This window comes from Pseudomonas sp. SCT, assembly GCF_003864275.1.
Lineage (GTDB): Bacteria > Pseudomonadota > Gammaproteobacteria > Pseudomonadales > Pseudomonadaceae > Stutzerimonas > Stutzerimonas stutzeri_AE.
This window is the reverse complement of sequence record NZ_BDJA01000004.1, coordinates 72,710-96,805: the sequence shown is the minus strand read 5'-3', so window position 1 is coordinate 96,805 and position 24,096 is coordinate 72,710. Positions and strand designations below refer to the sequence as shown.

The 24,096-nt window shown below is 60.4% G+C and carries 19 protein-coding genes; 15 read left to right on the top strand and 4 right to left on the bottom strand.

Annotated features, from left to right (window positions below; translation table 11 throughout):
• Positions 1-159 precede the first annotated feature (159 nt).
• The 3 genes from rpmE to BHD08_RS11530 all read left to right on the top strand — a co-directional run bounded on the left by rpmE (position 160) and on the right by BHD08_RS11530 (position 2,615).
• Complete coding sequence (gene rpmE / locus BHD08_RS11540) at positions 160-372, top strand: 50S ribosomal protein L31 (protein WP_014821726.1); 213 nt, start codon at positions 160-162, stop codon at positions 370-372.
• Between the two features lie 20 nt (positions 373-392).
• Complete coding sequence (locus tag BHD08_RS11535) at positions 393-1,190, top strand: thermonuclease family protein (RefSeq protein ID WP_125022404.1); 798 nt, start codon at positions 393-395, stop codon at positions 1,188-1,190.
• Positions 1,191-1,346: 156 nt separating this feature from the next.
• Positions 1,347-2,615, top strand: a complete 1,269-nt coding sequence (locus tag BHD08_RS11530; protein ID WP_106156000.1) for a malic enzyme-like NAD(P)-binding protein — start codon at positions 1,347-1,349, stop codon at positions 2,613-2,615.
• Positions 2,616-2,680: 65 nt separating this feature from the next.
• Here the strand turns inward: BHD08_RS11530 and BHD08_RS11525 are convergent, their stop codons facing one another.
• On the bottom strand, positions 2,681-5,110 hold the full coding sequence (locus BHD08_RS11525; protein ID WP_125022402.1) for a penicillin-binding protein 1A: 2,430 nt from the start codon (positions 5,108-5,110) through the stop codon (positions 2,681-2,683).
• 180 nt (positions 5,111-5,290) lie between these two features.
• Between BHD08_RS11525 and BHD08_RS11520 the strand changes: the two genes are divergently transcribed.
• The 11 genes from BHD08_RS11520 to hemE all read left to right on the top strand — a co-directional run bounded on the left by BHD08_RS11520 (position 5,291) and on the right by hemE (position 20,804).
• Positions 5,291-6,355, top strand: a complete 1,065-nt coding sequence (locus tag BHD08_RS11520; protein WP_125022400.1) for a pilus assembly protein PilM — start codon at positions 5,291-5,293, stop codon at positions 6,353-6,355.
• Positions 6,355-6,927, top strand: coding sequence for a type 4a pilus biogenesis protein PilN (gene pilN / locus BHD08_RS11515; protein WP_125022398.1), 573 nt, complete (start codon positions 6,355-6,357; stop codon positions 6,925-6,927). Before BHD08_RS11520 ends, pilN begins: the two co-directional genes overlap by 1 nt.
• Complete coding sequence (gene pilO, locus BHD08_RS11510) at positions 6,924-7,547, top strand: type 4a pilus biogenesis protein PilO (protein ID WP_125022396.1); 624 nt, start codon at positions 6,924-6,926, stop codon at positions 7,545-7,547. Before pilN ends, pilO begins: the two co-directional genes overlap by 4 nt.
• On the top strand, positions 7,544-8,071 hold the full coding sequence (gene pilP / locus BHD08_RS11505; RefSeq protein WP_125022394.1) for a type 4a pilus biogenesis lipoprotein PilP: 528 nt from the start codon (positions 7,544-7,546) through the stop codon (positions 8,069-8,071). Before pilO ends, pilP begins: the two co-directional genes overlap by 4 nt.
• Before the next feature lie 54 nt (positions 8,072-8,125).
• A complete protein-coding gene (gene pilQ, locus BHD08_RS11500; RefSeq protein ID WP_125022392.1) occupies positions 8,126-10,198 on the top strand; it encodes a type IV pilus secretin PilQ in 2,073 nt (690 codons plus the stop codon).
• Positions 10,199-10,203: 5 nt separating this feature from the next.
• A complete protein-coding gene (gene aroK / locus BHD08_RS11495) occupies positions 10,204-10,749 on the top strand; it encodes a shikimate kinase AroK (protein WP_125022390.1) in 546 nt (181 codons plus the stop codon).
• 23 nt (positions 10,750-10,772) lie between these two features.
• Positions 10,773-11,876 carry a 3-dehydroquinate synthase gene (gene aroB, locus BHD08_RS11490; RefSeq protein ID WP_125022388.1) on the top strand — a complete coding sequence of 368 codons (1,104 nt, stop codon included), beginning with the start codon at positions 10,773-10,775 and terminating at the stop codon, positions 11,874-11,876.
• Between the two features lie 10 nt (positions 11,877-11,886).
• Positions 11,887-13,452 (top strand): AAA family ATPase, encoded by a 1,566-nt coding sequence (locus BHD08_RS11485; protein ID WP_125022387.1) that lies wholly within the window; start codon positions 11,887-11,889, stop codon positions 13,450-13,452.
• A gap of 173 nt (positions 13,453-13,625) precedes the next feature.
• Positions 13,626-18,074: a glutamate synthase large subunit gene (gltB, locus tag BHD08_RS11480; RefSeq protein ID WP_125022385.1), complete on the top strand. Its 4,449-nt coding sequence runs from the start codon at positions 13,626-13,628 to the stop codon at positions 18,072-18,074.
• A 107-nt stretch (positions 18,075-18,181) separates the two neighbouring features.
• A complete protein-coding gene (locus BHD08_RS11475; protein WP_125022383.1) occupies positions 18,182-19,600 on the top strand; it encodes an FAD-dependent oxidoreductase in 1,419 nt (472 codons plus the stop codon).
• A gap of 139 nt (positions 19,601-19,739) precedes the next feature.
• The gene (gene hemE, locus BHD08_RS11470) at positions 19,740-20,804 is read left to right on the top strand and encodes a uroporphyrinogen decarboxylase (protein ID WP_125022380.1); all 1,065 of its coding nucleotides are present in this window, start codon (positions 19,740-19,742) and stop codon (positions 20,802-20,804) included.
• Positions 20,805-20,861: 57 nt separating this feature from the next.
• On the opposite strand, the gene BHD08_RS11465 is transcribed toward hemE, so the two are convergent.
• Positions 20,862-22,067 (bottom strand): MFS transporter, encoded by a 1,206-nt coding sequence (locus tag BHD08_RS11465; RefSeq protein ID WP_232422586.1) that lies wholly within the window; start codon positions 22,065-22,067, stop codon positions 20,862-20,864.
• A gap of 253 nt (positions 22,068-22,320) precedes the next feature.
• Between BHD08_RS11465 and BHD08_RS11460 the strand changes: the two genes are divergently transcribed.
• On the top strand, positions 22,321-23,220 hold the full coding sequence (locus BHD08_RS11460) for a LysR family transcriptional regulator (protein ID WP_125022376.1): 900 nt from the start codon (positions 22,321-22,323) through the stop codon (positions 23,218-23,220).
• A gap of 9 nt (positions 23,221-23,229) precedes the next feature.
• Here BHD08_RS11460 and BHD08_RS11455 read toward each other — a convergent pair whose 3' ends face one another.
• Positions 23,230-23,520, bottom strand: a complete 291-nt coding sequence (locus BHD08_RS11455; RefSeq protein WP_015278371.1) for a hypothetical protein — start codon at positions 23,518-23,520, stop codon at positions 23,230-23,232.
• A gap of 116 nt (positions 23,521-23,636) precedes the next feature.
• Positions 23,637-24,077, bottom strand: a complete 441-nt coding sequence (locus tag BHD08_RS11450; RefSeq protein WP_015278370.1) for a hypothetical protein — start codon at positions 24,075-24,077, stop codon at positions 23,637-23,639.
• Positions 24,078-24,096 lie beyond the last annotated feature (19 nt).

The following is a 24,096-nucleotide window of genomic DNA, read 5'->3' as shown; positions in this document are numbered from 1 at the left end:
TCGTACCGTTTGGCGCCGATGGTAAGCGTATCTTCGGCGGGTCGGTGCGCCCGTCGCCTGCGCTTGCATCACCCTAGCGCTCTGGTATGATTCGCGCCCTACTTCGTGCGGTACTCGACATAGGGTCGGGTGGCGGCACACAATCCTAGAGGATTCACCATGAAAGCCGATATCCATCCGAATTACGTAGAAATCGAGGCCACCTGCAGCTGTGGCAACGTCATCAAGACCCGTTCCACGCTGGGCAAGAACCTGAGCCTCGACGTGTGCTCCGAGTGCCACCCGTTCTACACCGGCAAGCAGAAGGTACTGGATACCGGCGGCCGTATCGACCGCTTCAAGCAGCGTTTCGGTGTGTTCGGCGCCAAGTAAGTTGGCGTACCGGGAATCCGATGAGGTTTTCCGAGCACATGAAAAAGGCGTCCCTTGTGGGCGCCTTTTTCGTTTCCGTCTTCTGGCACGCGTCAACGCTGGCGTTCTTCTGCCCGTCTCCAGGGCGCCTGCCGCTGGTGGATGTGGCGCGGGTGATCGATGGCGACACGCTGCGCCTGGCCGATGGTCGCAGCGTTCGGCTGATCGGTATCAATACGCCGGAGCTGGGGCGTGAGGGGCGCAAGGCGGAGCCGTACGCTGTAGCGGCACAGCGAAGGCTGCAGGCATTGGTGAAAGCCAGCGATGGCCGAGTCGGGCTGGTCGTGGGGCGTGAGCGTCAGGATCGCTACGGGCGCATCCTGGCTCACGCCTATGACGCCAATGGCATCAATCTCGAGGCGTCGCTGCTTGCCGAGGGCCTCGGACTCATGGTCGCGATTGCGCCAAACACCGCATTGGTGGCCTGCCATCAGCGGGCGGAGCAGCATGGGCGGTATGAGCGTCTGGGTGTCTGGCGCGAGCTGACTCCGCGCTCCCCGCAGTCACTCAGGCAGGGAGGTTTTGCGCTGATCGACGCCAAGGTGGCGCGGGTAGAGCGCAATCGCGGCGGCTACTGGCTAGAGATGGAGGGCCCGCTGGTCGTGCATATACCTGTGCAGGCATTCGACGCGTTCGATCTTCGCGCTCTGGATGCGCTCGCCGGTAAGCGACTCGAGCCGAGAGGTTGGATAGTCGATCGCCGCGGACGGGCTGCGGCTGGCCAGGCTCGCTGGATGCTGCGCATTACCCATCCGGCCATGCTTGGCCAGTCCCGCTGAGCTCTCTGTTTCTCCGCCGAGCGCGGCGTGAGTCTACCCGGAAAGTCGTATTGGCGCGGGCTTGACAGCCAGCTTGCCGACTGGCTTGTGACTGCGCTTGTTCTTGGCGTATGCTCGACCGCCTGTCTGTCCCAGTAAAATAAGCGGAAATGCCACATGACTGACCTGAAAACTGCCGCGCTCGAATACCATGCCCAACCCCGTCCGGGAAAACTGAGCGTCGAGCTGACCAAGCCCACCGCTACCGCTCGTGATCTGTCTCTGGCGTACAGCCCGGGTGTCGCCGAGCCTGTGCGCGAAATCGCGCGCGATGCGGAGCTGGCTTACCGTTACACCGGCAAAGGCAACCTGGTGGCGGTTATCTCCGATGGCACCGCTATTCTCGGCCTGGGCAACCTCGGCCCACTGGCATCCAAGCCGGTGATGGAAGGCAAAGGCGTGCTGTTCAAGCGATTCGCCGGTGTCGACGTCTTCGACATCGAAGTCGATGCCGAAAGTCCTCAGGCTTTCATCGATACCGTCAAGCGTATCTCCATCACTTTCGGTGGCATCAACCTCGAAGACATCAAGGCGCCTGAGTGCTTTGAAATCGAGCGTGCGCTGATCGAACAGTGCGATATTCCGGTGTTTCACGACGACCAGCATGGCACCGCCATCGTCACCGCGGCAGGCATGCTCAACGCGCTGGAAATTGCCGGCAAGACATTGGAGCAGGCGAAGATCGTCTGCCTCGGCGCTGGTGCGGCTGCGACCTCGTGCATGAAGCTGCTGGTCAGCATGGGTGCCAAAATCGAAAATATCTTCATGATCGACCGCAAGGGCGTGATCCACGCCGGTCGTGACGATCTGAATCAGTACAAGGCTGTGTTCGCCCACGAAACCGACAAGCGCACCCTGGACGATGCCCTCGAAGGCGCCGACGTTTTCGTCGGCCTGTCCGGTGCCAACCTGCTGAGTCCTGAAGGGCTCAAGCGCATGGCGGCCAACCCGGTTGTTTTCGCCTGTTCCAATCCTGATCCGGAGATCAGTCCCGAGCTGGCCCATGCAACGCGTTCCGACGTGATCATGGCCACCGGTCGTTCTGACTATCCGAACCAGGTCAATAACGTGCTTGGCTTCCCGTTCATCTTCCGTGGCGCGCTAGACGTGCGCGCCAAGCGCATCAACGAGGAGATGAAAATCGCTGCGGCCATCGCATTGCGCGATCTTGCCAAGCTGCCGGTGCCGGCTGAAGTGGCTGCCGCTTATGGAGTGGACAGCCTGGAGTTCGGTCGCGAGTACATCATCCCGAAACCCATGGACCCGCGCCTTATCACGCTGGTGTCCGACGCAGTGGCCAAGGCGGCGATTGAAAGCGGCGTTGCAACGCTGCCTTATCCGTCGCACTACCCGCTGCAGTCGGTACAAGATGTATTCAACGGCTGACCAGCGTTGAATAAAAAACCCCGCCTTGGCGGGGTTTTTTATGGGCCGAATAACTGGATAGGCGATCAGAACAGATCGAGCGGCGCCGCTTCGTCGGCGGGCAGCGGACTGCCAGGTGCCTGATAGCCCGGATCGACCTCGCCCATCGGCGGCGGCGAATCTTCGCTTTTGAACACCTCGAAGTAGGCGTCGGGTGTGCCCGGCGTGGCCGCTCGGCCACTAACCGGGTCGATACGCAATTTGAGCAATCCGTTCGGCTCCGCCGGTGGATGCTCGGGCATGTCCTTGAGCACGGCGCTCATGAAGGTCATCCAGATCGGCAGTGCGACCGTGCCGCCATACTCGTTGCGCCCGAGACTCTGCGGTTGGTCGAAGCCGGCCCACACCGTGGTGACGATGTCGGCGTTATAGCCGGAGAACCAGCTGTCTATCGAGTCGTTGGTGGTGCCGGTTTTGCCAGCAATGTCATTTCGGCCCATGGCCAGCGCGCGACGCCCCGTGCCTCGCTTGATAACGTCCTGCAGCATGCTGGTCATGATGTAGGCGGTACGCTCATCCAGCACTTGCTCGGCATAGCGCGGTCCCGCGCCTGTCGACTCGTCTGTGTCGAGCGCTCGGCTAGGCGGCGCAGCAAAGGTGTCGGCGACCGCATCCGCAGGCTGATCATCGGGTGATGGAACTCTTGCCGGATTGGCCTCGAATACCAGATTACCCTCGCGGTCTTCGATGCGTTGGATCAGGTACGGCTCGATCTTGTAGCCGCCATTGGCGAAGGTGGTCCAGCCAGTGGCGATCTCCATTGGCGTCAGGGTCGCAGTGCCCAGAGCCAGCGAAAGGTTGCGCGGCAGGTCCTGCGGATTGAAGCCGAAGCGGCTGATGTAATCGACGGTATGGTCGATGCCCATTGTCTGCAGCAGGCGGATCGAAACCAGGTTTCTCGATTTGTATAGTGCCTCCCGCATCCTGATCGGCCCGAGGAAGGTGTTGTTGTCGTTCTTCGGGCGCCAGATGCGATCCATGCCTTGCTCGACGAAGACGATGGGGGAGTCGTTGACCAGGCTCGCGGCGGTGTAGCCCGCGTCCAGTGCCGCGCTATAGATGAAGGGCTTGAAGCTCGAGCCAGGCTGGCGCTTGGCCTGGATAGCGCGGTTGTAGTTGCTCTGGCCAAAAGAGAATCCGCCCGCCAAGGCTTCGATCGAGCCATCTTGCGGGTCGAGGGAAACCAGAGCTGCCTGTGCCTGGGGTACTTGGCTGAACAGCGCGGCCTCACCCTGCCAGCGAATGCGTATGACATCGCCTACCTTGACCACGTCTGCCGGGCGCTGTGGTCTGGGTCCCATGCTGTTGATCCCGAGATGCGGGCGGGCCCACTTCATGCTGTCCCAACTCACCGCTTGCTCTTTGCCATCCCTGGTTAGCGCAAGGATGCCGGTAGTGTCGATTTGCGTCACAACGGCCGGCTGCAGGCCGGATAGGCCGCGGTACTTGGCCAATTCTTGCGCCCAGTTCTCGCGCGGCACATCGGCAAGGCGAGCCTCCGGTCCGCGATAACCATGACGCTGGTCGTATTCGATGAGTCCGCCGTTGAGTGCGTTGTTTGCGGCCACCTGGCGCTCGCTCGAAACGGTGGTCTGTACCCTGAACCCGTCAGTGTATGCAGCGCTGCCGAAGCGTCCGACCATTTCTGCGCGGGCCATTTCGGCAATATACGATGCATCCAGTTCGGGAGCGGCTCCGTGGTATCGCGCGGTCTCAGGTTCAGCCAGCGCCTGCCGATAACTAGATTCATCCAGTGAGCCCAATCTGAACATGCGCCCCAGGATCCAGTCGCGGCGCTCTTTGCTGCGGGCTGGGTTGACCACTGGGTTGAATGCGGAGGGGGCCTTGGGAAGTCCTGCGATCATCGCGAGCTGTGCAACGCTCAGTTCAGAAATGGATTTGCCGTAGTAGACCTGAGAGGCCGCCTCGATACCGTAGGCCCGATTACCAAGGTAGATCTTGTTGACGTACAGCTCGAGAATCTCGTTTTTGCTGAGTTCGCGTTCGATTTGCAGCGCTAGGAGGATCTCGTTGATTTTGCGTGAGAAGCTTCGTTCGCTGGTGAGGAAGTAGTTCTTCGCCACCTGCATCGTGATGGTGCTGCCACCGGTCTGAATCTGTCCGCTTTTCAATAATTGCGTGGCAGCGCGCATCAGGCCGGTTATGTCGACGCCATAATGATTAGCGAAATTGTCATCCTCCGCGGCGAGCAACGCCTGGATGAACTCCTGGGGAATGTCTTCGAAACGAATCGGCGAGCGTCGCATCTCGCCGAACTCTGCGATCAGCTTGTCGTCAGCGCTGTAGACGCGTAGCGGGATCTGTAGCTGTATGCTGCGAAGTGAGTCGACCGAGGGAAGGTTCGGACTGAGGTAGAGAAAAGCACCGCTGATGCTGAGCAACAGGGCACAAAAAACTGCGAAGCACGACCAGAGAAGAAATTTCAAAAAACGCATCGGGGTTCTTGGAATCCAGGATTTTGAGGGGAGGAGCGGCGGCGATGCTGAAAGGGAAAACCGTTCACATTATATGCGCTTTTTTTGCCGGGTAGCCATTTGCGCTTCTGTCAAGGCTGTTATCTAATGTGGATGAACATAATTAATCCGTAAGTTGCGGATAAAGATAGGAAATCGGTCGTGCTAGGGCTCTTCACTAAGAAAGCGAACACGCTGCTTGGGATCGATATCAGTTCGACCTCAGTCAAGCTCCTCGAATTAAGTCGATCGGGTAATCGGTATCGTGTCGAGGCCTATGCCGTCGAGCCGCTCCCGCCGAATGCCGTGGTCGAAAAGAACATCGCCGAACTTGAGGGTGTTGGTCAGGCTCTGCAACGCGTAGTTGCCAAGGCTAAGACAGGATGCAAGTCGGCAGTTGTGGCTGTTTCGGGTTCTGCGGTCATCACCAAGATGATCGAGATGGATGCGGGGCTGTCCGACGAAGAGCTGGAAAATCAGCTTAAGATTGAGGCCGACCAGTACATCCCATACCCGCTCGAAGAAGTCGCAATCGACTTCGAGGTTCAGGGCCCTGCTCCTCGTGCCCCGGGCAGGGTTGAGGTGCTTCTGGCTGCCTGTCGTAAAGAAAACGTCGAGATTCGAGAAGCTGCGCTAGCGCTGGCTGGGCTCACCGCGAAAGTGGTGGACGTCGAAGCCTATGCATTGGAGCGGTCGTACGGCCTGCTCGCCTCTCAATTGGGCTCAGGGCACGGTGAGTTGACTGTGGCTGTTGTGGATATCGGTGCGACGATGACCACGCTCAGCGTTTTGCACAACGGTCGCACAATCTACACGCGCGAGCAGCTTTTCGGTGGGCGGCAGCTGACCGAGGAAATACAGAGACGCTACGGTTTGTCTCAGGAGGAGGCTGGCCTTGCCAAGAAGCAGGGTGGTCTTCCAGATGACTACGACAGTGAGGTGCTTCTTCCGTTCAAAGAGGCGGTCGTACAGCAGGTTTCCCGCTCATTGCAATTCTTCTTCGCTGCCGGACAATTCCATGATGTCGATTGCATCCTGCTCGCAGGGGGGACCGCATCCATCCCCGGTCTAGATCACATGATTCAGCAGAAGATCGGTACCCACACTGTAGTGGCTAATCCCTTCGCCGATATGGCTTTGAGTAGCAAGGTCAACGCGGGGGCGCTGGCCAGTGATGCACCGGCATTGATGATCGCCTGTGGCTTGGCGCTGAGGAGCTTCGACTGATGGCGCAAATCAACTTACTTCCGTGGCGTGAACAGCTACGGGAAGAGCGAAAGCAGCGTTTTCTCGCATCTCTCGTCGGCGTGCTTGTTGTTGCGGCGGGCATGGTGTTCCTCGGTGACCGCTATTTCCAGGGTGCTATAGAGAATCAAAACGCTCGAAATGAGTTCGTCAAAAAGGAAATTGCGGTTCTCGATGCGCGGATAAAAGAGATTAAGGAACTTAAAGAGCGCAGGCAACAGCTCTTGGAGCGCATGAAGATCATTCAGGACCTTCAAGGTAATCGGCCAATTATAGGGCGGGTATTTGATCAGCTTGTCAGAACGTTGCCTGATGGGGTTTATTTTACTTCGCTGAAGATGACCGGCAAGAACATTGCAATCGTCGGCGCAGCTGAGTCCAATAATCGCGTTTCAAATTTGATGCGAAATCTCGACGGTTCCGATTGGCTCCAGGCGCCCAACCTGAACGAAGTTAAAGCAGTCACCGCCGGCGCCGTGGATCAAGAGAACGTGTTCCAGCTGACGGTGCAACAGACGCAGCCGGGTGTCTCTACGGAAGGAGCGAAACCATGAGTCTAGCTGATTCGCTGGATAGTCTTCGTAAAGTCGACTTTGCGGACCTTGATCTAAATAATCTCGGCTCTTGGCCAGGGCCGGTTAAATTTATTGCAGGAGTTTTTTTGCTCGCTGCAGTACTTGCTCTGGGTTACTACTTTCATCTTCAGGATATGCAGCTTCAGTTGGAGCAGCAGCGCGCTCAGGAAGTGTCGTTGAAGCAGCAATTCTCCACTAAAGCCTTCCAGGCGGCGAATTTAGAAGCCTATAAAGAACAGATGGCCGAGATGGAAACTTCGTTCGGCGCCTTGCTTCGGCAATTGCCAAGCGACACTGAAGTCCCGGGGTTGTTGGAAGACATTACTCGTACGGGCTTGGGGAGTGGGTTGGAGTTCGAAGAAATCAAGCTCCAGCCGGAAGTGGCGCAGCAGTTCTATATTGAGCTACCAATAAACATCAAGGTCGTAGGCAGTTATCACGACTTGGCTACTTTTGTAAGCGGAGTTTCGAGTCTTCCTCGTATTGTTACGCTGCATGATTTCGAGATAAAGCCAGACAAGACCGATGCTACGTCAAAACTGCGTATGAGCATCGTTGCCAAGACTTATCGCTATAACGACAAGGGGCTGCAGAAATGAGGGGCGGGCTACTCACTTCGCTGGGTTTAAGCCTGGCGCTGCTTTCGGGCTGCGGCGGCGGTACCGATTTCAACGACCTTCAGCAGTACATGGATGAGGTGAGAGCTAAGCCGAAGGGCACGATCGAGCCGCTCCCCGCATTTATACCGTACGAGGCCTTTACCTATAGTGCGGCGGCCTTGCGTCATCCTTTTCAGCCGCCGGTAAAGCTCGATCTGGCTCAACGACAAAAAGGATCAAAGGATATCCAGCCTGATGAGTCGCGAGTTAAGCAGTTCCTTGAAGGTTTCAATATCGAGAATTTCACCATGGTCGGTACGCTTACCAATGGAGGGGGACGGTACGCGCTTATCAAGGGTGGTGATGGGGTTCATCGCGTCAAGATCGGTGACTATCTAGGGCGCAATCACGGCCGGATAGTAGAGATCAGCGAAGCCGGGGTGGACGTGGTGGAAATCGTTCCTGATGGAGAGGGTGGGTGGCTTGAGCGCCCGCGCAGTCTGACTTTGAAAGAGCGCGCCTAGCGCGGGGCAAAAAGCATGGAAAACCTTTACCGGTCTGCACAACGGAAGCAATTTATGAACACTACCCTTTCACGTCTGGGCGTTTCTCTGCTGGCGGCGTTTATTTCGCCTGCACTGCTTGCGGCCAAGCTCAATGCCCTTGATGTCGCTGCGCTGCCCGGTGATCGCGTTGAGCTGAAGCTCGCTTTTGACGAGCCTGTGGCGTCGCCTCGTGGCTACACATTGGATCAGCCTGCGCGCATTGCACTCGATCTTCCCGGCGTTTCGAATAATCTGGGTGCCAAGAATCGCGAGTTAGGGGTTGGTAACGCACGAAGCGTGACGGTTGTCGAGGCTCAAGGACGCACGCGGCTCATTGTTAATCTGACGTCCCTTGTGCCTTACTCCACGCGAGTGGATGGCAATAACCTTTTTGTGGTTCTTGGCGAAAGCGCCGGGGGGGTTACAGGTATGTCGCCGGCGACTGCGGCGCCCGTTGCGGTGTCCGCGCCTGTTAAGGTCGCGCCAGTCGGTAAGGCAATCGAGAACATCGACTTTCGTCGCGGTGACGACGGTGCCGGAAACGTCATTATCAGTCTTTCGGATCCGTCGATAAGTCCCACGATCGAAGAACAGGGCGGCAAGATTCGCGTCATTTTCGACAAGACGCGGTTGCCCGAATCGTTGCGGGCTCGCCTCGACGTCCAGGATTTTGCAACCCCAGTACGGTTCGTTGACTCAACAGTTCAATCAGGCAAGGCTAGCATCGCTATCGAGCCAACTGGGCGGTACGACTATCTGGCCTATCAGACTGATAACAAGCTGACCATTAGTATCAAGCCTCTCACCGAAGATGAGGCAGATAAGCGCAAAGCAGATCGTTTTGCCTACTCGGGCGAAAAACTCTCGCTCAACTTCCAGGATATTGACGTCCGCTCCGTGCTGCAGCTGATCGCCGACTTCACTGATCTTAACCTTGTTGCGAGCGACACTGTCAGCGGCAATATCACTTTGCGTCTGCAGAACGTGCCTTGGGATCAGGCGTTGGACCTGGTGCTGAAGACCAAGGGCCTGGATAAACGTCAGGTCGGCAACGTGCTGCTGGTGGCTCCTGCTGACGAAATCGCTGCGCGCGAGCGCCAAGAGCTGGAATCGCAACGCCAGATCGCTGAGCTCGCGCCGCTGCGTCGGGAAGTCGTTCAGGTTAATTACGCCAAAGCGGCCGATATCGCACGGTTGTTTCAGTCAGTGACTAGTAATGCGGCTTCAGCAGAAGACCGCGGATCTATTGCGGTTGACGACCGCACTAACAATATTATTGCCTATCAGACGCAGGATCGACTCGACGAGCTTCGCCGCATTGTCGCGCAGCTAGATATTCCGGTGCGTCAGGTGATGATTGAGGCGCGTATCGTTGAGGCAAATGTCGATTACGACAAGAGTCTTGGAGTTAACTGGCGAGGGGCTAGAGTAGGCGACAATAATTTCGTCGTAGGTGGGGTCGGTGGAAATCGCGTTGGTGCTGGAGATAATCCAGCGACGGCGTTAGGTACGTTCGTAGATCTTGGTGCTACCGGGGCTACAAATGGTATTGGCATAGGCTTTATCACTGATAACACCATCCTTGACCTACAGTTGTCTGCGATGGAGAAAACCGGCAACGGCGAGGTTGTGTCGCAGCCGAAGGTAGTCACTTCTGATAAAGAAACCGCGAAAATACTGAAAGGTGCGGAGGTTCCTTATCAGGAAGCTAGTTCGAGTGGTGCCACTAGTACGTCATTTAAAGAAGCGGCACTATCGCTTGAGGTTACTCCGCAGATCACGCCTGATAACCGCATTATCATGGAAGTCAAGGTGACCAAGGATGAGCCTGATTTCTCTCAAGCTGCGAGTACTGGCGGTGTGCCTTCCATTCGCAAAAATGAGGTTAATGCCAAGGTGCTCGTGACGGATGGCGAAACGATCGTCATCGGGGGGGTATTCTCCAATACTCAAAGCAAGTCAGTGGACAAGGTACCATTCCTTGGTGATGTGCCCTTCGTTGGCCGTCTGTTCCGCCGTGATCTAGTGCAAGATCGAAAGTCCGAGCTGCTTGTGTTCATTACTCCGCGGATAATGAATAATCAGGCGATTCAGGTCGGCCGCTGAGATAAATGCAAAATTTGATCCTCATAGGCCCGATGGGTGCTGGAAAAAGCACCATCGGGCGTTTGCTTGCCAAAGAGCTGCGTCTGCCGTTCAAGGACTCCGACAAGGAGATCGAGCAGCGGACTGGGGCCAGCATCCCGCTGATATTTGATGTCGAGGGGGAGGCGGGGTTTCGCGAGCGTGAGCGAGCGGCTATTGCGGAGCTTTGTCAGCTTGAGGGTGTTGTGCTTGCCACGGGTGGCGGTGCGGTGTTGCGGGACGAGAATCGGCAGGCGCTTCGTGCGGGCGGTCGGGTCATCTATCTCTGTACGTCGGTTGATCAGCAACTCGAGCGTACCTCGCGAGATCGCAATCGGCCGTTGTTGCAGGCTGACGACCCTCGCAGCGTGCTGACTGCTTTGATGGCCGTTCGCGATCCTTTATATCGATCCATTGCGGACATCATCATCGAGACCGACGAGCGCCCGCCGAGGCTTGTGGTTATGGAAATTCTCGATCGGCTTGCGTCACTACCGCCCCGTGAAAGCCAGGATGAAACTGCGCTATCCTAGCCCCCTTTATTCTTGGGGGCCCCATGCACACTCTTCAGGTCGATCTCGGCGAGCGTAGCTATCCCATCCATATTGGCGAACGGTTGCTGGATCGCCCGGAGCTATTCAGCGACAAGATTCGCGGTCGGCAGGTCGCCATTGTCACTAATGAGACGGTTGCGCCGCTGTATCTCGACCATTTGACTCGCACTCTTTCCAATCACGCGGTCACTCCGGTGATTCTTCCTGACGGAGAAGAGCACAAGAACTGGCAGACCCTCCAGCTCATCTTCGACGCTCTGCTCGGGGCGAGACATGACCGCAACACCACGATCATTGCGCTGGGTGGTGGCGTGGTCGGCGACATGGCTGGTTATGCGGCGGCCAGCTATCAACGTGGCGTCGACTTCATTCAAGTGCCCACTACGTTGTTATCGCAGGTGGACTCTTCGGTCGGTGGTAAGACGGGCATCAACCATCCGCTGGGCAAGAACATGATCGGTGCGTTCTACCAGCCCCGTGCGGTTGTTATCGATACAACCACGCTGGCTACGCTGCCTGCGCGCGAGTTGTCGGCAGGGCTGGCCGAAGTCATCAAGTACGGGTTGATCTGCGACGAGCCGTTTCTTGGCTGGCTCGAAACCAATATCGACCTGATTCGAGCGCTTGATTCCGCGGCGCTGACTGAGGCTATCCACCGTTCCTGTGCCGCCAAAGCGAAGGTGGTCAATGCCGATGAGCGCGAGTCGGGGGTGCGAGCCATCCTGAACCTGGGTCACACTTTTGGTCACGCGATCGAAACTCACATGGGCTATGGCGTATGGCTGCATGGTGAGGCCGTCGCGGCGGGAACCGTGATGGCATTGGAGATGTCATGTCAGCTTGGCTGGATAGGAGAGGCAGAACGCGATCGCGCTATCCGGTTACTGCAGCGCGCGGCGCTGCCCGTCGTTCCACCGGCGCAAATGCGGCCGCAGGACTTCCTTGAGCACATGGCCGTCGACAAGAAGGTGCTGGATGGCCGGCTGCGTCTTGTTCTGCTGCGACGACTCGGTGAGGCAGTTGTGACCGGCGACTTCCCGCGCGATGTGCTAGAGACGACCTTGAATGCCAATTACGGCGCAATGACGGAACCTTTGGGAGCATAAGAAGATTTCCATGACCAGTTTGTCTGCGGACGACGCGTTTCTGAATCACTATGGCTTCAGCCATGATCCCTTCGCTGCTCGTGTTCCGGGCTTCAAGTTCTTCCCTGCGCAGCGCAAACCGGTGCTTGGGCAGCTTCATCATCTTGCTCGGTATAGCCAGTTACTGCTGCTGGTAACCGGGCCGGAAGGCAGTGGCAAAACCCTGCTGCGTCAAGCCTTGGTGGCCAGCAGCAACAAGCAGTCGGTGCAGAGCGTGGTCATCACGCCGCAAGGCACTATGGATGCCAGCGCGTTGCTCGCGCAGATCGCCCAGGCGTTGAGCAGTCCGCCCGCCGACTTCGACGGCATCATGACGCAAGTGACGCAGCTGGCCCTGACTGGCCAGGAAGTCTATCTGCTGGTCGATGACGCCGAGTGTCTGACCGGGGCCGCAGTTGAGACCCTGTTGCGCCTGGCTGCTGGCAGTCCCGAGGCGCGCCCGCACGTATTCCTGTTCGGTGAGCCAGCGCTTGCCGGGCGTCTGGAGGCCCTGAGCGAGGGGGAAGAGCGTTATCACGCCATCGCTCTGCAACCCTATGAAGAAGACGAGACGCGGGAATACCTTGCGCTGCGGCTCGAGGGAGCTGGCAGCGGAATCGAGTGCCTGAATGAGGAGCAGATCGTCCGCGTCCATGAGCAGTCGGGTGGCTGGCCTGGCGCGATCAATCAGATGGCGCGAGACGAGTTGCTTGCTGCAATGCAGAGTCGCCGTGGCAGCCGCAAGGCGGGCGGAATTGCCTTTCCGCTGCCTAGACGACACCTGCTGGCAGCTGTCGCGGTGATTGTGGTGGTTGCGGTTGGCTATCTCGCGCTGCGGGGCGGCGACACTCAGGCACCGCTTCCGCCGGCAGTTACCAGTCTGCCCCTCGATAGCTCGCCGGCTGATGGCACTGCGGGCCAGGATCGGCAGACGGCAATCGAGTTCGATGGCGAGGAGCGTCCGCTGTCGTTGCCGTTAGGCGGCGATGCGCAGCCCGTGATCCGTGAGCCGCTCGCGGCGGCCGCCGGGGGTGAGGACGACCGCGAAGCTTCCGTTCGTGGGGCGACTGCACCGATGATGCCTGCACCTGCACCTGCACCTGCACCTGCACCTGCACCTGCACCTGCACCTGCGCCCGCACCGGTCGAGCGTGCTCAGCCGGTTCCTGCACCGCCTGTCGCCGCTCCGACTCCTGCGCCCGCGGCGCCGGTGCGGCCGAATGTCGCGGAGCGCCCCCCAGCGCCAGCCGCCGCACCGGCCAGCTCAGGTCATGGCGCGTGGTATACGAGCCAGCCGGGAAGCAACTATCTGGTTCAGATCCTGGGTACGCGCGTCGAGAAGAATGCCCAGGCGCTTGTTCAGCAGCATGGTGGTAGCTACCGCTATTTTGCCAAGCAACATGAAGGCAAGCCGCTCTACGTCGTTACCTACGGCAATTTTGCCAATCGAGCGGCTGCCGTCGCGGCGGTCAAGTCGCTGCCCGCTTCGCTGCAGGCTGGCAAGCCATGGGTGCGGAGTCTTGCAAGTGTTCAGCAGGAAATGACGCAGTCTCGATAAAAAACGCCCCAAAAAAGTGCGCAATGCACCTTTTTGGGGCTTGCAAAAATAAATTGTGCCGATCTAGCGGGCTTTGTAAACTGCTCCCCCTTTTGCCCACGTGAATGACGGGGTGAGTCGCTGCGCCGTCAATAAGGGGTTGATTTACAACGCATTTAGCTGGTGGAGTGCCTATGAGAGCAGGTCTGTTTCGTCCTGAAGAGTTCAAGGATAACTGCGGCTTCGGTCTGATTGCCCACATGCAGGGCGAGGCAAGCCATCACCTGCTAAAGACTGCCATTCAGTCCCTTACCTGCATGACTCACCGCGGCGGCATCAACGCCGATGGCAAAACCGGTGACGGCTGCGGTTTGCTGATGCAGAAGCCGGATGCCTTCCTGCGCGCCAAAGCGCTTGAGCATTTTGGCACCGAGCTACCGGCGCAGTACGCCGTCGGGATGATCTTCCTGGATCCTGACGCCAGCAAGGCCGATCGTGCTCGGGCTCGTCTGAGCGAAGAAATCGCCGCACAGGGCTTGGCCCTTGTTGGCTGGCGCGAAGTGCCGGTCGATACCAGCGTGCTGGGCCAGCTTGCGCTCGAGCGGTTGCCACGGATCGAGCAGGTATTCGTTTCCGGTGACGGCCTGGAAGAGCGAGAGTTCGGCATCAAGCTGTTCTTCGCCCGCCGCCGTGCCGAAGTCGCACTGGCCGACGACAGCGCCTTTTACGTCTGCAGCCTCTCCGACAAAGACATCATCTACAAAGGCCTGATGATGCCGGCCGACCTGGCGCAGTTTTACCCGGATCTGGGTGACGAGCGCCTCGCGACTGCTATCTGCGTGTTTCACCAGCGTTTCTCCACCAACACCATGCCGCAGTGGCGGCTGGCTCAGCCGTTCCGCTTTCTTGCCCACAACGGCGAAATCAACACGATCACCGGCAACCGCAACTGGGCCCAGGCGCGTCGCCTGAAATTCGCCAACGAGTTGCTGCGCGACCTCGAGAGCCTGTCGCCGCTGATCAACCGCACCGGCTCCGACTCCTCGAGCATGGACAACATGCTTGAACTCTTGGTCACCGGCGGAATGGATCTGTTCCGCGGGCTGCGCATGATCATTCCGCCGGCCTGGCAAAACGTCGAAACCATGGACCCTGATCTTCGTGCGTTCTACGAGTTCAACTCCATGCACATGGAGCCTTGGGATGGTCCGGCTGGCGTGGTGTTGACCGATGGCCGCCATGCGGTCTGCCTGCTCGACCGCAACGGCCTGCGTCCGGCACGTTGGGTGACCACCAAGAATGGCTATATCACCCTCGCGTCCGAAGTTGGCGTGTGGGACTACAAACCCGAGGACGTTCTCGCCAAGGGCCGCGTCGGCCCAGGCCAGATCCTTGCCGTCGATACCCTCACTGGCAAGGTGCTGCACACCGACGACATCGACAATCATTTGAAGGCGCAGCAGCCCTACAAGAAGTGGCTGCGGCAGAACGCGCTGCGCATCCAGTCGACCCTGGATGACAACGACCACGGTTCGGCCTTCTACGATGCCGACCAGCTCAAGCAGTACATGAAGATGTACCAGGTCACCTTCGAGGAGCGTGACCAGGTGCTGCGCCCGCTGGCCGAGCAGGGCCAGGAAGCGGTCGGCTCAATGGGCGACGATACGCCCATGGCCGTGCTGTCGCGCCGTGTGCGTTCGCCCTACGACTACTTCCGCCAGCAGTTCGCGCAGGTCACCAACCCGCCGATCGACCCGCTGCGCGAAGCCATCGTGATGTCGCTGGAAACCTGTCTGGGTGCCGAGCGCAACGTCTTCGAGGAAACCGCCGAGCACGCCAACCGGGCGATCCTGACCACTCCGGTGATCTCGCCAGCGAAGTGGCGCACGATCATGAACCTGGAACGCCCGGGCTTCGAGCGCCTGGTCATCGACCTGAACTACGACGAGAGCATCGGTCTCGAAGCGGCAATTCGCAATATTGCCGATCAGGCCGAGGAAGCCGTACGCGGCGGCAAGGTTCTGCTGGTACTCAGCGACCGTCATATCGGCCCGGGCAAGCTGCCGGTGCATGCTTCGCTGGCCGTGGGCGCAGTTCATCACCGTCTGGTCGACACCGGCCTGCGCTGCAGCTGCAACATCCTGGTGGAAACCGCCACCGCACGCGACCCGCATCATTTCGCGGTCTTGATCGGCTTTGGTGCCACGGCGGTGTACCCGTTCCTTGCCTACGAGGTGCTGGGTGACCTGATCCGCACCGGTGAAGTGCTGGGCGACCTCTATGAAGTGTTCAAGCACTATCGCAAGGGCATCTCCAAGGGGCTGATGAAAATCATCTCCAAGATGGGCATCTCGACCATCGCGTCCTACCGTGGCGCGCAACTGTTCGAGGCCGTTGGTCTGTCCGATGAGATCGTCGAGCTCAGCTTCCGTGGCGTCGCCAGCCGTATCAAGGGCGCTCGCTTCGAGGATCTCGAGGCCGAACAGAAGGCGCTCGCCGCCGAGGCCTGGAGCAGTCGCAAGCCGATCCAGCAGGGTGGCCTGTTGAAGTTCGTCTACGGCGGTGAGTACCACGCCTACAACCCCGATGTGGTCAGCGCACTGCAGATGGCGGTGCAGAGCGGCGATTACAGCCGCTTCAAGGAGTACACCGCGCTGGTCGACCAGCGCCCGGTGGCGATGCTGCGCGACCTGCTCAAGGTCAAGCTGGCCGATCAGCCACTGGCGCTGGAAGAGGTCGAGCCGCTGGATGCGATCCTCAAGCGTTTCGACTCCGCTGGTATCTCGCTCGGCGCCTTGTCGCCGGAGGCCCACGAAGCCATCGCCGCGGCGATGAACCGCATCGGTGCGCGTTCGAACTCCGGTGAGGGTGGCGAAGATCCGGCCCGCTACGGCACCGAGCGCAGCTCGAAGATCAAGCAGGTCGCGACCGGTCGTTTCGGTGTCACGCCGGAATACCTGGTCAATGCCGAAGTGCTGCAGATCAAGGTCGCCCAGGGCGCCAAGCCGGGTGAAGGCGGCCAGCTGCCCGGTGGCAAGGTCAACGGTCTGATCGCGCGGCTGCGTTACGCCGTGCCGGGGGTGACGCTGATCTCCCCGCCGCCACACCATGACATCTACTCCATCGAGGATCTGGCGCAGCTGATCTTCGACCTCAAGCAGGTCAACCCGCAGGCGCTGGTGTCGGTCAAGCTGGTGGCCGAGCCGGGCGTGGGCACCATCGCCGCCGGCGTGGCCAAGGCCTACGCTGACCTGATTACCATTTCCGGCTACGACGGCGGTACCGGCGCTTCGCCGTTGACCTCGATCCGCTACGCCGGTTCGCCGTGGGAACTCGGTCTCGCCGAAACCCACCAGACCCTGCGCGGCAATGATCTGCGTGGCAAGGTCCGGGTGCAGACCGATGGTGGCTTGAAGACCGGTCTGGATGTGATCAAGGCTGCGATTCTTGGCGCCGAAAGCTTCGGCTTCGGTACTGCGCCGATGATCGCGCTGGGCTGCAAGTACCTGCGCATCTGCCACCTGAACAACTGTGCCACCGGCGTCGCCACCCAGAACGAACAGCTGCGCAAGGATCACTTCATCGGCACCGTCGACATGGTGGTCAACTTCTTCCAGTTCGTTGCCGAAGAAACCCGCGAGTGGCTGGCCAAGCTGGGCGTGCGTAGTCTCGGCGAGCTGATCGGTCGGACCGACCTGCTCGAGCTGCTGCCAGGTGAAACGGCGAAGCAGAACAGTCTGGATCTTTCGCCGCTACTTGGTGGCAGCAATATCCCGGCCGACAAGCCGCAGTTCTGCCAGGTGGAAAAGAACCCGCCGTTCGACCAAGGGCTGCTGGCCGAAGAAATGGTCAAGCTGGCCAAGGCCGCCATCGATACCAAGAGCGGTGGCGAGTTCGAGCTGGAGATCTGCAACTGTGACCGTTCCATCGGTGCCCGTGTGTCCGGCGAGATCGCTCGTCAACATGGCAACCAAGGCATGGCTGGCGCGCCGATCACCTTCCGCTTCAAGGGAACGGCTGGCCAGAGCTTCGGCGTCTGGAACGCCGGCGGCCTCAACCTGTATCTGGAAGGCGACGCCAACGATTACGTCGGCAAAGGCATGACCGGCGGCAAGCTGGTCGTCACGCCGCCGCAGGGCGCGGCCTACCGCTCGCAGGATTCGGCGATCATCGGTAACACCTGTCTATATGGCGCCACTGGCGGCAAACTGTTCGCCGCCGGCACCGCAGGTGAGCGTTTTGCGGTGCGCAACTCCGGCGCCCATGCGGTCGTCGAGGGTACCGGCGATCATTGCTGCGAGTACATGACTGGCGGCTTTGTCTGCGTGCTGGGCAAGACCGGGCACAACTTCGGCTCGGGCATGACCGGTGGTTTCGCCTATGTGCTGGACATGGACAACAGTTTCGTTGATCGGGTGAACAACGAGCTGGTCAACCTGCAGCGCATCACCGGTGAGGCGATGGAAGCCTATCGCAGCCATCTGCAGGATGTGCTGCGCGAATATGTTGCTGAAACCGCGAGTGAGTGGGGGGCTGAACTGCTGGATAATCTCGACGACTACCTGCGTCGGTTCTGGCTGGTCAAGCCCAAGGCGGCCAACCTGGCCTCGCTGCTGTCGAGCACCCGGGCCAACCCGCAATAACAAGAAGCCGCTTCAGGCGGCGGCCCCAGCCCTGGCGGGGCCGCCGCTTACCCTGATTGTCTTGCGGCCGTATGTATTGCCTACGGCTGCTGTTGAGAGGTTTTGAAATGACTGAACGTCTGAATAACGACTTCCAGTTCATCGAGGTCGGGCGCAAGGATCCGAAGAAGAAGCTGCTGCGCCAGCGCAAGAAGGAGTTCGTCGAGATCTACGAACCCTTTAAGCCGCAGCAGGCGTGCGAACAGGCCCATCGCTGCCTGGGTTGCGGTAACCCTTATTGCGAGTGGAAGTGCCCGGTCCACAACTACATACCCAACTGGCTCAAGCTGGTTTCCGAGGGCAACATCCTCGCCGCTGCCGAGCTGGCGCACCAGACCAACACCCTGCCGGAAGTCTGCGGTCGCGTCTGCCCGCAGGACCGTCTCTGCGAGGGCGCCTGCACCCTCAACGACGGCTTCGGCGCAGTGACCATCGGCTCGGTGGAGAAGTACATCGCCGATACCGCCTTCGCGATGGGCTGGCGGCCGGACATGTCCAAGGTCAAGCCGACCGGCAAGAAGGTCGCGATCATCGGTGCTGGCCCGGCGGGCCTGGGCTGTGCCGATATCCTCGTGCGCAACGGCGTAACCCCGGTGGTGTTCGACAAGAACCCGGAGATCGGCGGTCTGCTGACTTTCGGCATCCCCGAATTCAAACTGGAAAAGACTGTACTCAGTCGTCGTCGCGAAATCTTCGGCGGCATGGGCATCGAGTTCCGTCTGAACACCGAAGTGGGCAAGGACATCACGATCGATCAGCTGCTGGCCGATTACGACGCCGTGTTCATGGGCATGGGCACCTATACCTACATGAAGGGTGGCTTCCCGGGTGAGGACCTGCCGGGCGTCTACGACGCGCTGGATTTCCTCATCGCCAACGTCAACCGCAACCTTGGCTTCGAGAAGTCCGCCGAAGACTTCATCGACATGAAGGGCAAGAAGGTCGTGGTACTCGGCGGCGGTGATACCGCGATGGACTGCAACCGCACCTCCATCCGCCAGGGTGCCAAGAGCGTGACCTGCGCCTACCGTCGTGATGCGGCGAACATGCCGGGCTCGCGTCGTGAAGTGAAGAATGCCAAGGAGGAGGGCGTGAAGTTCCTCTTCAACCGCCAGCCCATCGCCATCGTCGGCGAAGGCAAAGTGGAAGGTGTTAAGGTCGTCGAGACGCGTCTCGGCGCGCCGGATGCCCGCGGTCGCCGCAGCCCCGAGCCGATTCCAGGTTCCGAGCAGGTGCTGCCGGCTGATGCCGTGGTCATCGCCTTCGGTTTCCGTCCGAGCCCGGCGCCCTGGTTCGAAACTCAGGGCATTCAGATCGATAACCAGGGCCGCGTTGTTGCGCCCGAGCAGGGTAAGTTCAAGCACCAGACCAGCAACCCGAAGATCTTCGCTGGCGGCGACATGGTCCGCGGTTCCGATCTGGTGGTGACGGCGATCTTCGAGGGGCGCCAGGCTGCCGAAGGCATCATGGACTATCTCGGCGTTTGATCCGATGCTGCCGGGTGTCGACAGGCCCCCGGCGCGGCCTGATTTGAATCAAGCCCAGAGCTAAATGGCACGGCGCTCGCCGTGCCTTTTTTTTTCCGCTTTGCGACAATGCACGGCACTTTTACGCTGGAACCCTGCCATGACTGCCCTGAAGAACGACCGTTTCCTTCGTGCCCTGCTCAAGCAGCCTGTCGACGTCACCCCGGTGTGGATGATGCGCCAGGCCGGCCGCTACCTGCCCGAATACCGGGCCAGCCGCGCCAAGGCCGGTGACTTCATGAGTCTGTGCATGAACCCCGAGCTTGCCTGCGAGGTCACCCTGCAGCCGCTGGACCGCTACCCGCTGGATGCGGCGATCCTGTTCTCCGACATCCTTACCGTGCCGGACGCCATGGGCCTGGGCCTGTACTTCGAGACCGGCGAAGGGCCGCGCTTCAAAAAGGTGGTGAGTAGCGTTGCGGACATCGAGGCGCTGCCAATTCCCGATCCTGAGAAGGATCTGGGCTATGTAATGGATGCGGTGCGTACCATCCGCCGCGAACTCAATGGCCGCGTGCCGCTGATCGGTTTCTCCGGCAGCCCCTGGACCCTGGCGACCTACATGGTCGAGGGCGGCTCGTCGAAGGATTTCCGCAAGTCCAAGGCGATGCTCTACGAGAACCCGCAGGCGATGCACGCGCTGCTGGACAAGCTGGCGCAGTCGGTCACCAGCTACCTCAACGGCCAGATTCTCGCCGGCGCCCAGGCGGTGCAGATCTTCGATTCCTGGGGTGGCAGCCTGTCGGCGGCGGCCTATCAGGAGTTCTCCCTGGCCTACATGCGCAAGATCGTCGACGGTCTGATTCGTGAGCATGACGGCCGCCGCGTGCCGGTCATCATGTTCACCAAGGGTGGTGGCCTCTGGCTGGAATCGATGGCCGACTCGGGCGTCGAGGCGCTGGGCCTGGACTGGACCTGTGATATCGGCGAGGCGCGTCGCCGTGTCGGTGACAAGGTGGCGCTGCAGGGCAACATGGACCCAAGCGTGCTCTATGCCAAGCCTGACGCCATCCGCGCCGAGGTGGCGCGCATCCTGGCCAGCTTCGGTCATGGCAATGGCCACGTGTTCAACCTGGGCCACGGCATCACGCCGGAAGTCGATCCAGCCCATGCCGGCGCCTTTATCGAGTCGGTGCACGAACTGTCGGCGCAATACCACGGCTGACTTTTCACCCGCTGGAAGCAAACGCCCCGCAGCAGCGGGGCGTTTTGCGTTAAGGGCTCAGTGCACCGTCTGCGGCTCCGGCAGCGGACGCAGACGCGCCAAGTGCAGCGCCACGGCGAAGGCGATCAGTAGCAGCGAGGCGATGAACAGGCCGACGCCATCCCAGCCGGCGGCATGCCAGAACACACCGCCCAGCGTCCCGGCGATGCTGGACCCTAGGTAGTAGCTGAACAGATAGAGCGAAGAGGCCTGGCCGCGCGCCTGCCGGGCTCGGCGGCCAATCCAGCTGCTGGCGACCGAATGGGCGCCGAAGAAGCCGAAGGTGAACAGCAGCATGCCCAGCAGCACCAGCGGCAGCCGGTCGAACAGGGTCAGGCCTACGCCTGCCAGCATCAGGGCGATCACCAGCCAGAATACCCGGCGCCGGCCGAAGCGGTCGGCCAGTGCGCCAACCTGAGCCGAGCTGTAGATGCCGGACAGGTAGAGCACTGCCAGCAGGCCGATCATGGTCTGGCTGAGGTGGAACGGCTCGGCGATCAGCCGATAGCCGATGTAGTTGTACAGCGTGACGAAGCTGCCCATCAGCAGGAAGCCCTGCAGGAACAGCCAGGGCAGTCCGGCATCGCGGAAGTGCAGGCTGTAGCCTTGCAACAGTCCCTGCAGGCGCAGCGGCCGCGGGCGGAAGTGCCGCGACTCCGGAAGAAAGCGCCAGAGCAGCAGCGCCGCCAGCAGCGCCAGACCACCCATCAGCCCCAGCACGCTGTGCCAGGACAGATAGTCCACCAGCACCCCGCTGAGCAGCCGTCCGCTCATGCCGCCGATGGCATTGCCGCCGATATACAGCCCCATCGCCAGGCCCAGGTGGTGCGGATGGATTTCCTCGCTCAGGTAGGTCATGGCAACGGCCGCCACCCCGCTGAGTGCCAAACCGACCAGTGCGCGCATCAGCAGCACGCCGTGCCAGCTGGGCGCCAGCGCACTGCCGACGGTGAACACGGCGGCGGCGAGCAGGGAGACGACCAGTACCTGCTTGCGGCCGATGGCATCGGAGATCGGCCCGGTGATCAGCAATCCGACAGCCAGGGTCAGCGTCGAGAGCGATAGGATCAGGCTGCTCTGGGCTGCGTTGATACCGAACGCCTGCGACAGCATGGGCATCATCGGCTGTACGCAGTAGAGCAAGGCGAAGGTGGCGAAGCCGCCGGCGAACAGGGCCAGGGCGGTGCGCGCGAAGCGCGGCGTGCCTTTCTCGGTATGGCTGATGGGCGCGTCAGGCGCGGGTGTCGCTGCTGGCGCGTCGCTGGCGCCCTGCGTACTGCTCACGATGATGACCTCTATCCGTTTCGCTTTTTTCCGGCCAAAAGCGGCCCGTTACGCCTGTGATCGCATTTTTTGATCGGAGGCGCGGATGTGCTGTTGTTTGGCTTTATGGGCGAAAGGATAGGAAGCTTTGTTTAAGCTTTCCAATATATTATTCGACCTGAATGATATGTTTTTCGACTCATAAGGAGGCTTGATGGAGCTGCGTCATCTGCGCTACTTCGTGGCGGTCGCCGAGGAACTTCACTTCGGTCGCGCCGCCGAGCAGCTGCGCATCTCTCAGCCGCCGTTGAGCCAGCAGATCCAGGCGTTGGAACAGGAACTGGGCGTGCGGCTGTTCGATCGGACCAACCGGCGGGTGGCGCTGACTGACGCGGGGCGGCTGTTTCTCGAGGAAACACGGCGCACGCTCGCGCAGGTCGACAAGTCGGTGGACGTGGCGCGGCGCGCCGAGCAGGGCGAGATTGGCGAGCTCAAGGTGGGGTTCACCTCATCGGCACCGTTCACCTCGATTCTGCCGCGGGCGATCCTGGCCTTCCGCCGCACCTTTCCAGCGGTGCATCTGGATTTGCAGGAGATGACCAGCAAGCAGGTGGTCGATGCCGTGCAGAACGAGACGCTGCAGGTCGGCATGATTCGCCCCTTTGCGTTGCCGGCTGGCCTGCAGACGGTTGAGCTGTTCAGCGAGCCCCTGGTCGCGCTGATGCATGCGGGACACCGGCTGGCGGATGCCGGGGACGAAGGGCTGACATTGGCCGATCTGGCCGACGAGCCCTTCGTGTTCTTCCCGCGCAGCTACGGTACGGGCCTGTACGACCAGCTGCTCAGCCTGGCGCGTCGCGCGGGTTTCAATCCACGTATCGCCCAGGAAGCGAACGAGGCGCTGACCATCATCGGCCTGGTCGCCGCCGGGCTGGGGGTTTCGGTGCTGCCGGCGTCGTTCCAGCGCATCCGCATCGACGGTGTGCGCTTTCGCACCCTGCTGGACAAGGATGCGACCACCGCCGTCTGGCTGGTCAAGCGCCGGCAGGAGCAGTCGCCGCTGGCACAGGCCTTCATGGAGCTGGTGACGAGCGAGGCGTCGGCGCAGCGCTGATGCTCGCGCTCAGGGCTGCTTGTAGTGGCCGGGTGTATCGCCTTTCTCGTGCTTGTGCACGCGGGTGACGCGGATGTCGGTGATGCCCATGACTTCGGCCTGCTCCAGCAGCTGCGCCTCGTCGGCACCGGCCTTCGGCATCACCAGGCTGTTCTCGGCGTCGGCGTTGTGCAGCTGGATCAGATGACGCGCCGCTTCGCCCTGGGACAGGCTGTCGACATCGGCGTCGTAGGTCTCGGCGCGCGGGTCGTTCTGGTAGATGTAGTTGATTTCGAAGGTGTGCGAGGACTTGCCGAACATGAGGCGCTCCTGTCGAGGTGACTGATGTTCAGTGGACTCGGAGGCCCCGGCAAACGTTCCAGCAGGCGGTCGCCGCGTGGAGCCGATGCCTTGCCCAGCGCATCGGCAGGGGACGCTTACTTGACGTTGGCCAGATCGCCTTTGATCGCGACGCCAGCCATGATGGCACCGGCATGGCATTCGTACTTGGCGCTGTCCTTGTACTCGACATGCTTGTAGTTGCTGGCGATGTTCACCACCGCATTGGCGCCGGCAGCCTTGGCGGCCTGCTGCATGGCGATCAACGCCGATTGCAGGGCCCAGCTGCAGGCGCCTTCGTCGGTCTTGTTGAAAGCGTTGGTCTTCTTGCTGGTGCTCACGCCGCTGCGCACGACCTTGGCATTGCCCGGCGTCTTGCCGGCCAGGTAGAACTTGACGCTGCCATCCAGGCGGCCGGCCTGGGTGGCTTCAGCCACCACGGCGTCGAAGGGTAGGTAGTGGGTGGTGTCACGGGCCTGGCTGATGCCGGGTAGCATCAGAAGCGCCAGCGCTGCGCCTATCCATGCGGTTGTTTTCATCGGCTTTTTCCTTGCGGTT

What these genes read in the sequence shown, in the direction of transcription:
- rpmE (WP_014821726.1), top strand. Translation starts at nt 160, where the DNA reads ATGAAAGCCGATATCCATCCGAATTACGTAGAAATCGAGGCCACCTGC.
- BHD08_RS11535 (WP_125022404.1), top strand. Translation starts at nt 393, where the DNA reads ATGAGGTTTTCCGAGCACATGAAAAAGGCGTCCCTTGTGGGCGCCTTT.
- BHD08_RS11530 (WP_106156000.1), top strand. Translation starts at nt 1,347, where the DNA reads ATGACTGACCTGAAAACTGCCGCGCTCGAATACCATGCCCAACCCCGT.
- BHD08_RS11525 (WP_125022402.1), bottom strand. Translation starts at nt 5,110, where the DNA reads ATGCGTTTTTTGAAATTTCTTCTCTGGTCGTGCTTCGCAGTTTTTTGT.
- pilN (WP_125022398.1), top strand. Translation starts at nt 6,355, where the DNA reads ATGGCGCAAATCAACTTACTTCCGTGGCGTGAACAGCTACGGGAAGAG.
- pilO (WP_125022396.1), top strand. Translation starts at nt 6,924, where the DNA reads ATGAGTCTAGCTGATTCGCTGGATAGTCTTCGTAAAGTCGACTTTGCG.
- pilP (WP_125022394.1), top strand. Translation starts at nt 7,544, where the DNA reads ATGAGGGGCGGGCTACTCACTTCGCTGGGTTTAAGCCTGGCGCTGCTT.
- pilQ (WP_125022392.1), top strand. Translation starts at nt 8,126, where the DNA reads ATGAACACTACCCTTTCACGTCTGGGCGTTTCTCTGCTGGCGGCGTTT.
- aroK (WP_125022390.1), top strand. Translation starts at nt 10,204, where the DNA reads ATGCAAAATTTGATCCTCATAGGCCCGATGGGTGCTGGAAAAAGCACC.
- aroB (WP_125022388.1), top strand. Translation starts at nt 10,773, where the DNA reads ATGCACACTCTTCAGGTCGATCTCGGCGAGCGTAGCTATCCCATCCAT.
- BHD08_RS11485 (WP_125022387.1), top strand. Translation starts at nt 11,887, where the DNA reads ATGACCAGTTTGTCTGCGGACGACGCGTTTCTGAATCACTATGGCTTC.
- gltB (WP_125022385.1), top strand. Translation starts at nt 13,626, where the DNA reads ATGAGAGCAGGTCTGTTTCGTCCTGAAGAGTTCAAGGATAACTGCGGC.
- BHD08_RS11475 (WP_125022383.1), top strand. Translation starts at nt 18,182, where the DNA reads ATGACTGAACGTCTGAATAACGACTTCCAGTTCATCGAGGTCGGGCGC.
- hemE (WP_125022380.1), top strand. Translation starts at nt 19,740, where the DNA reads ATGACTGCCCTGAAGAACGACCGTTTCCTTCGTGCCCTGCTCAAGCAG.
- BHD08_RS11460 (WP_125022376.1), top strand. Translation starts at nt 22,321, where the DNA reads ATGGAGCTGCGTCATCTGCGCTACTTCGTGGCGGTCGCCGAGGAACTT.
- BHD08_RS11455 (WP_015278371.1), bottom strand. Translation starts at nt 23,520, where the DNA reads ATGTTCGGCAAGTCCTCGCACACCTTCGAAATCAACTACATCTACCAG.
- BHD08_RS11450 (WP_015278370.1), bottom strand. Translation starts at nt 24,077, where the DNA reads ATGAAAACAACCGCATGGATAGGCGCAGCGCTGGCGCTTCTGATGCTA.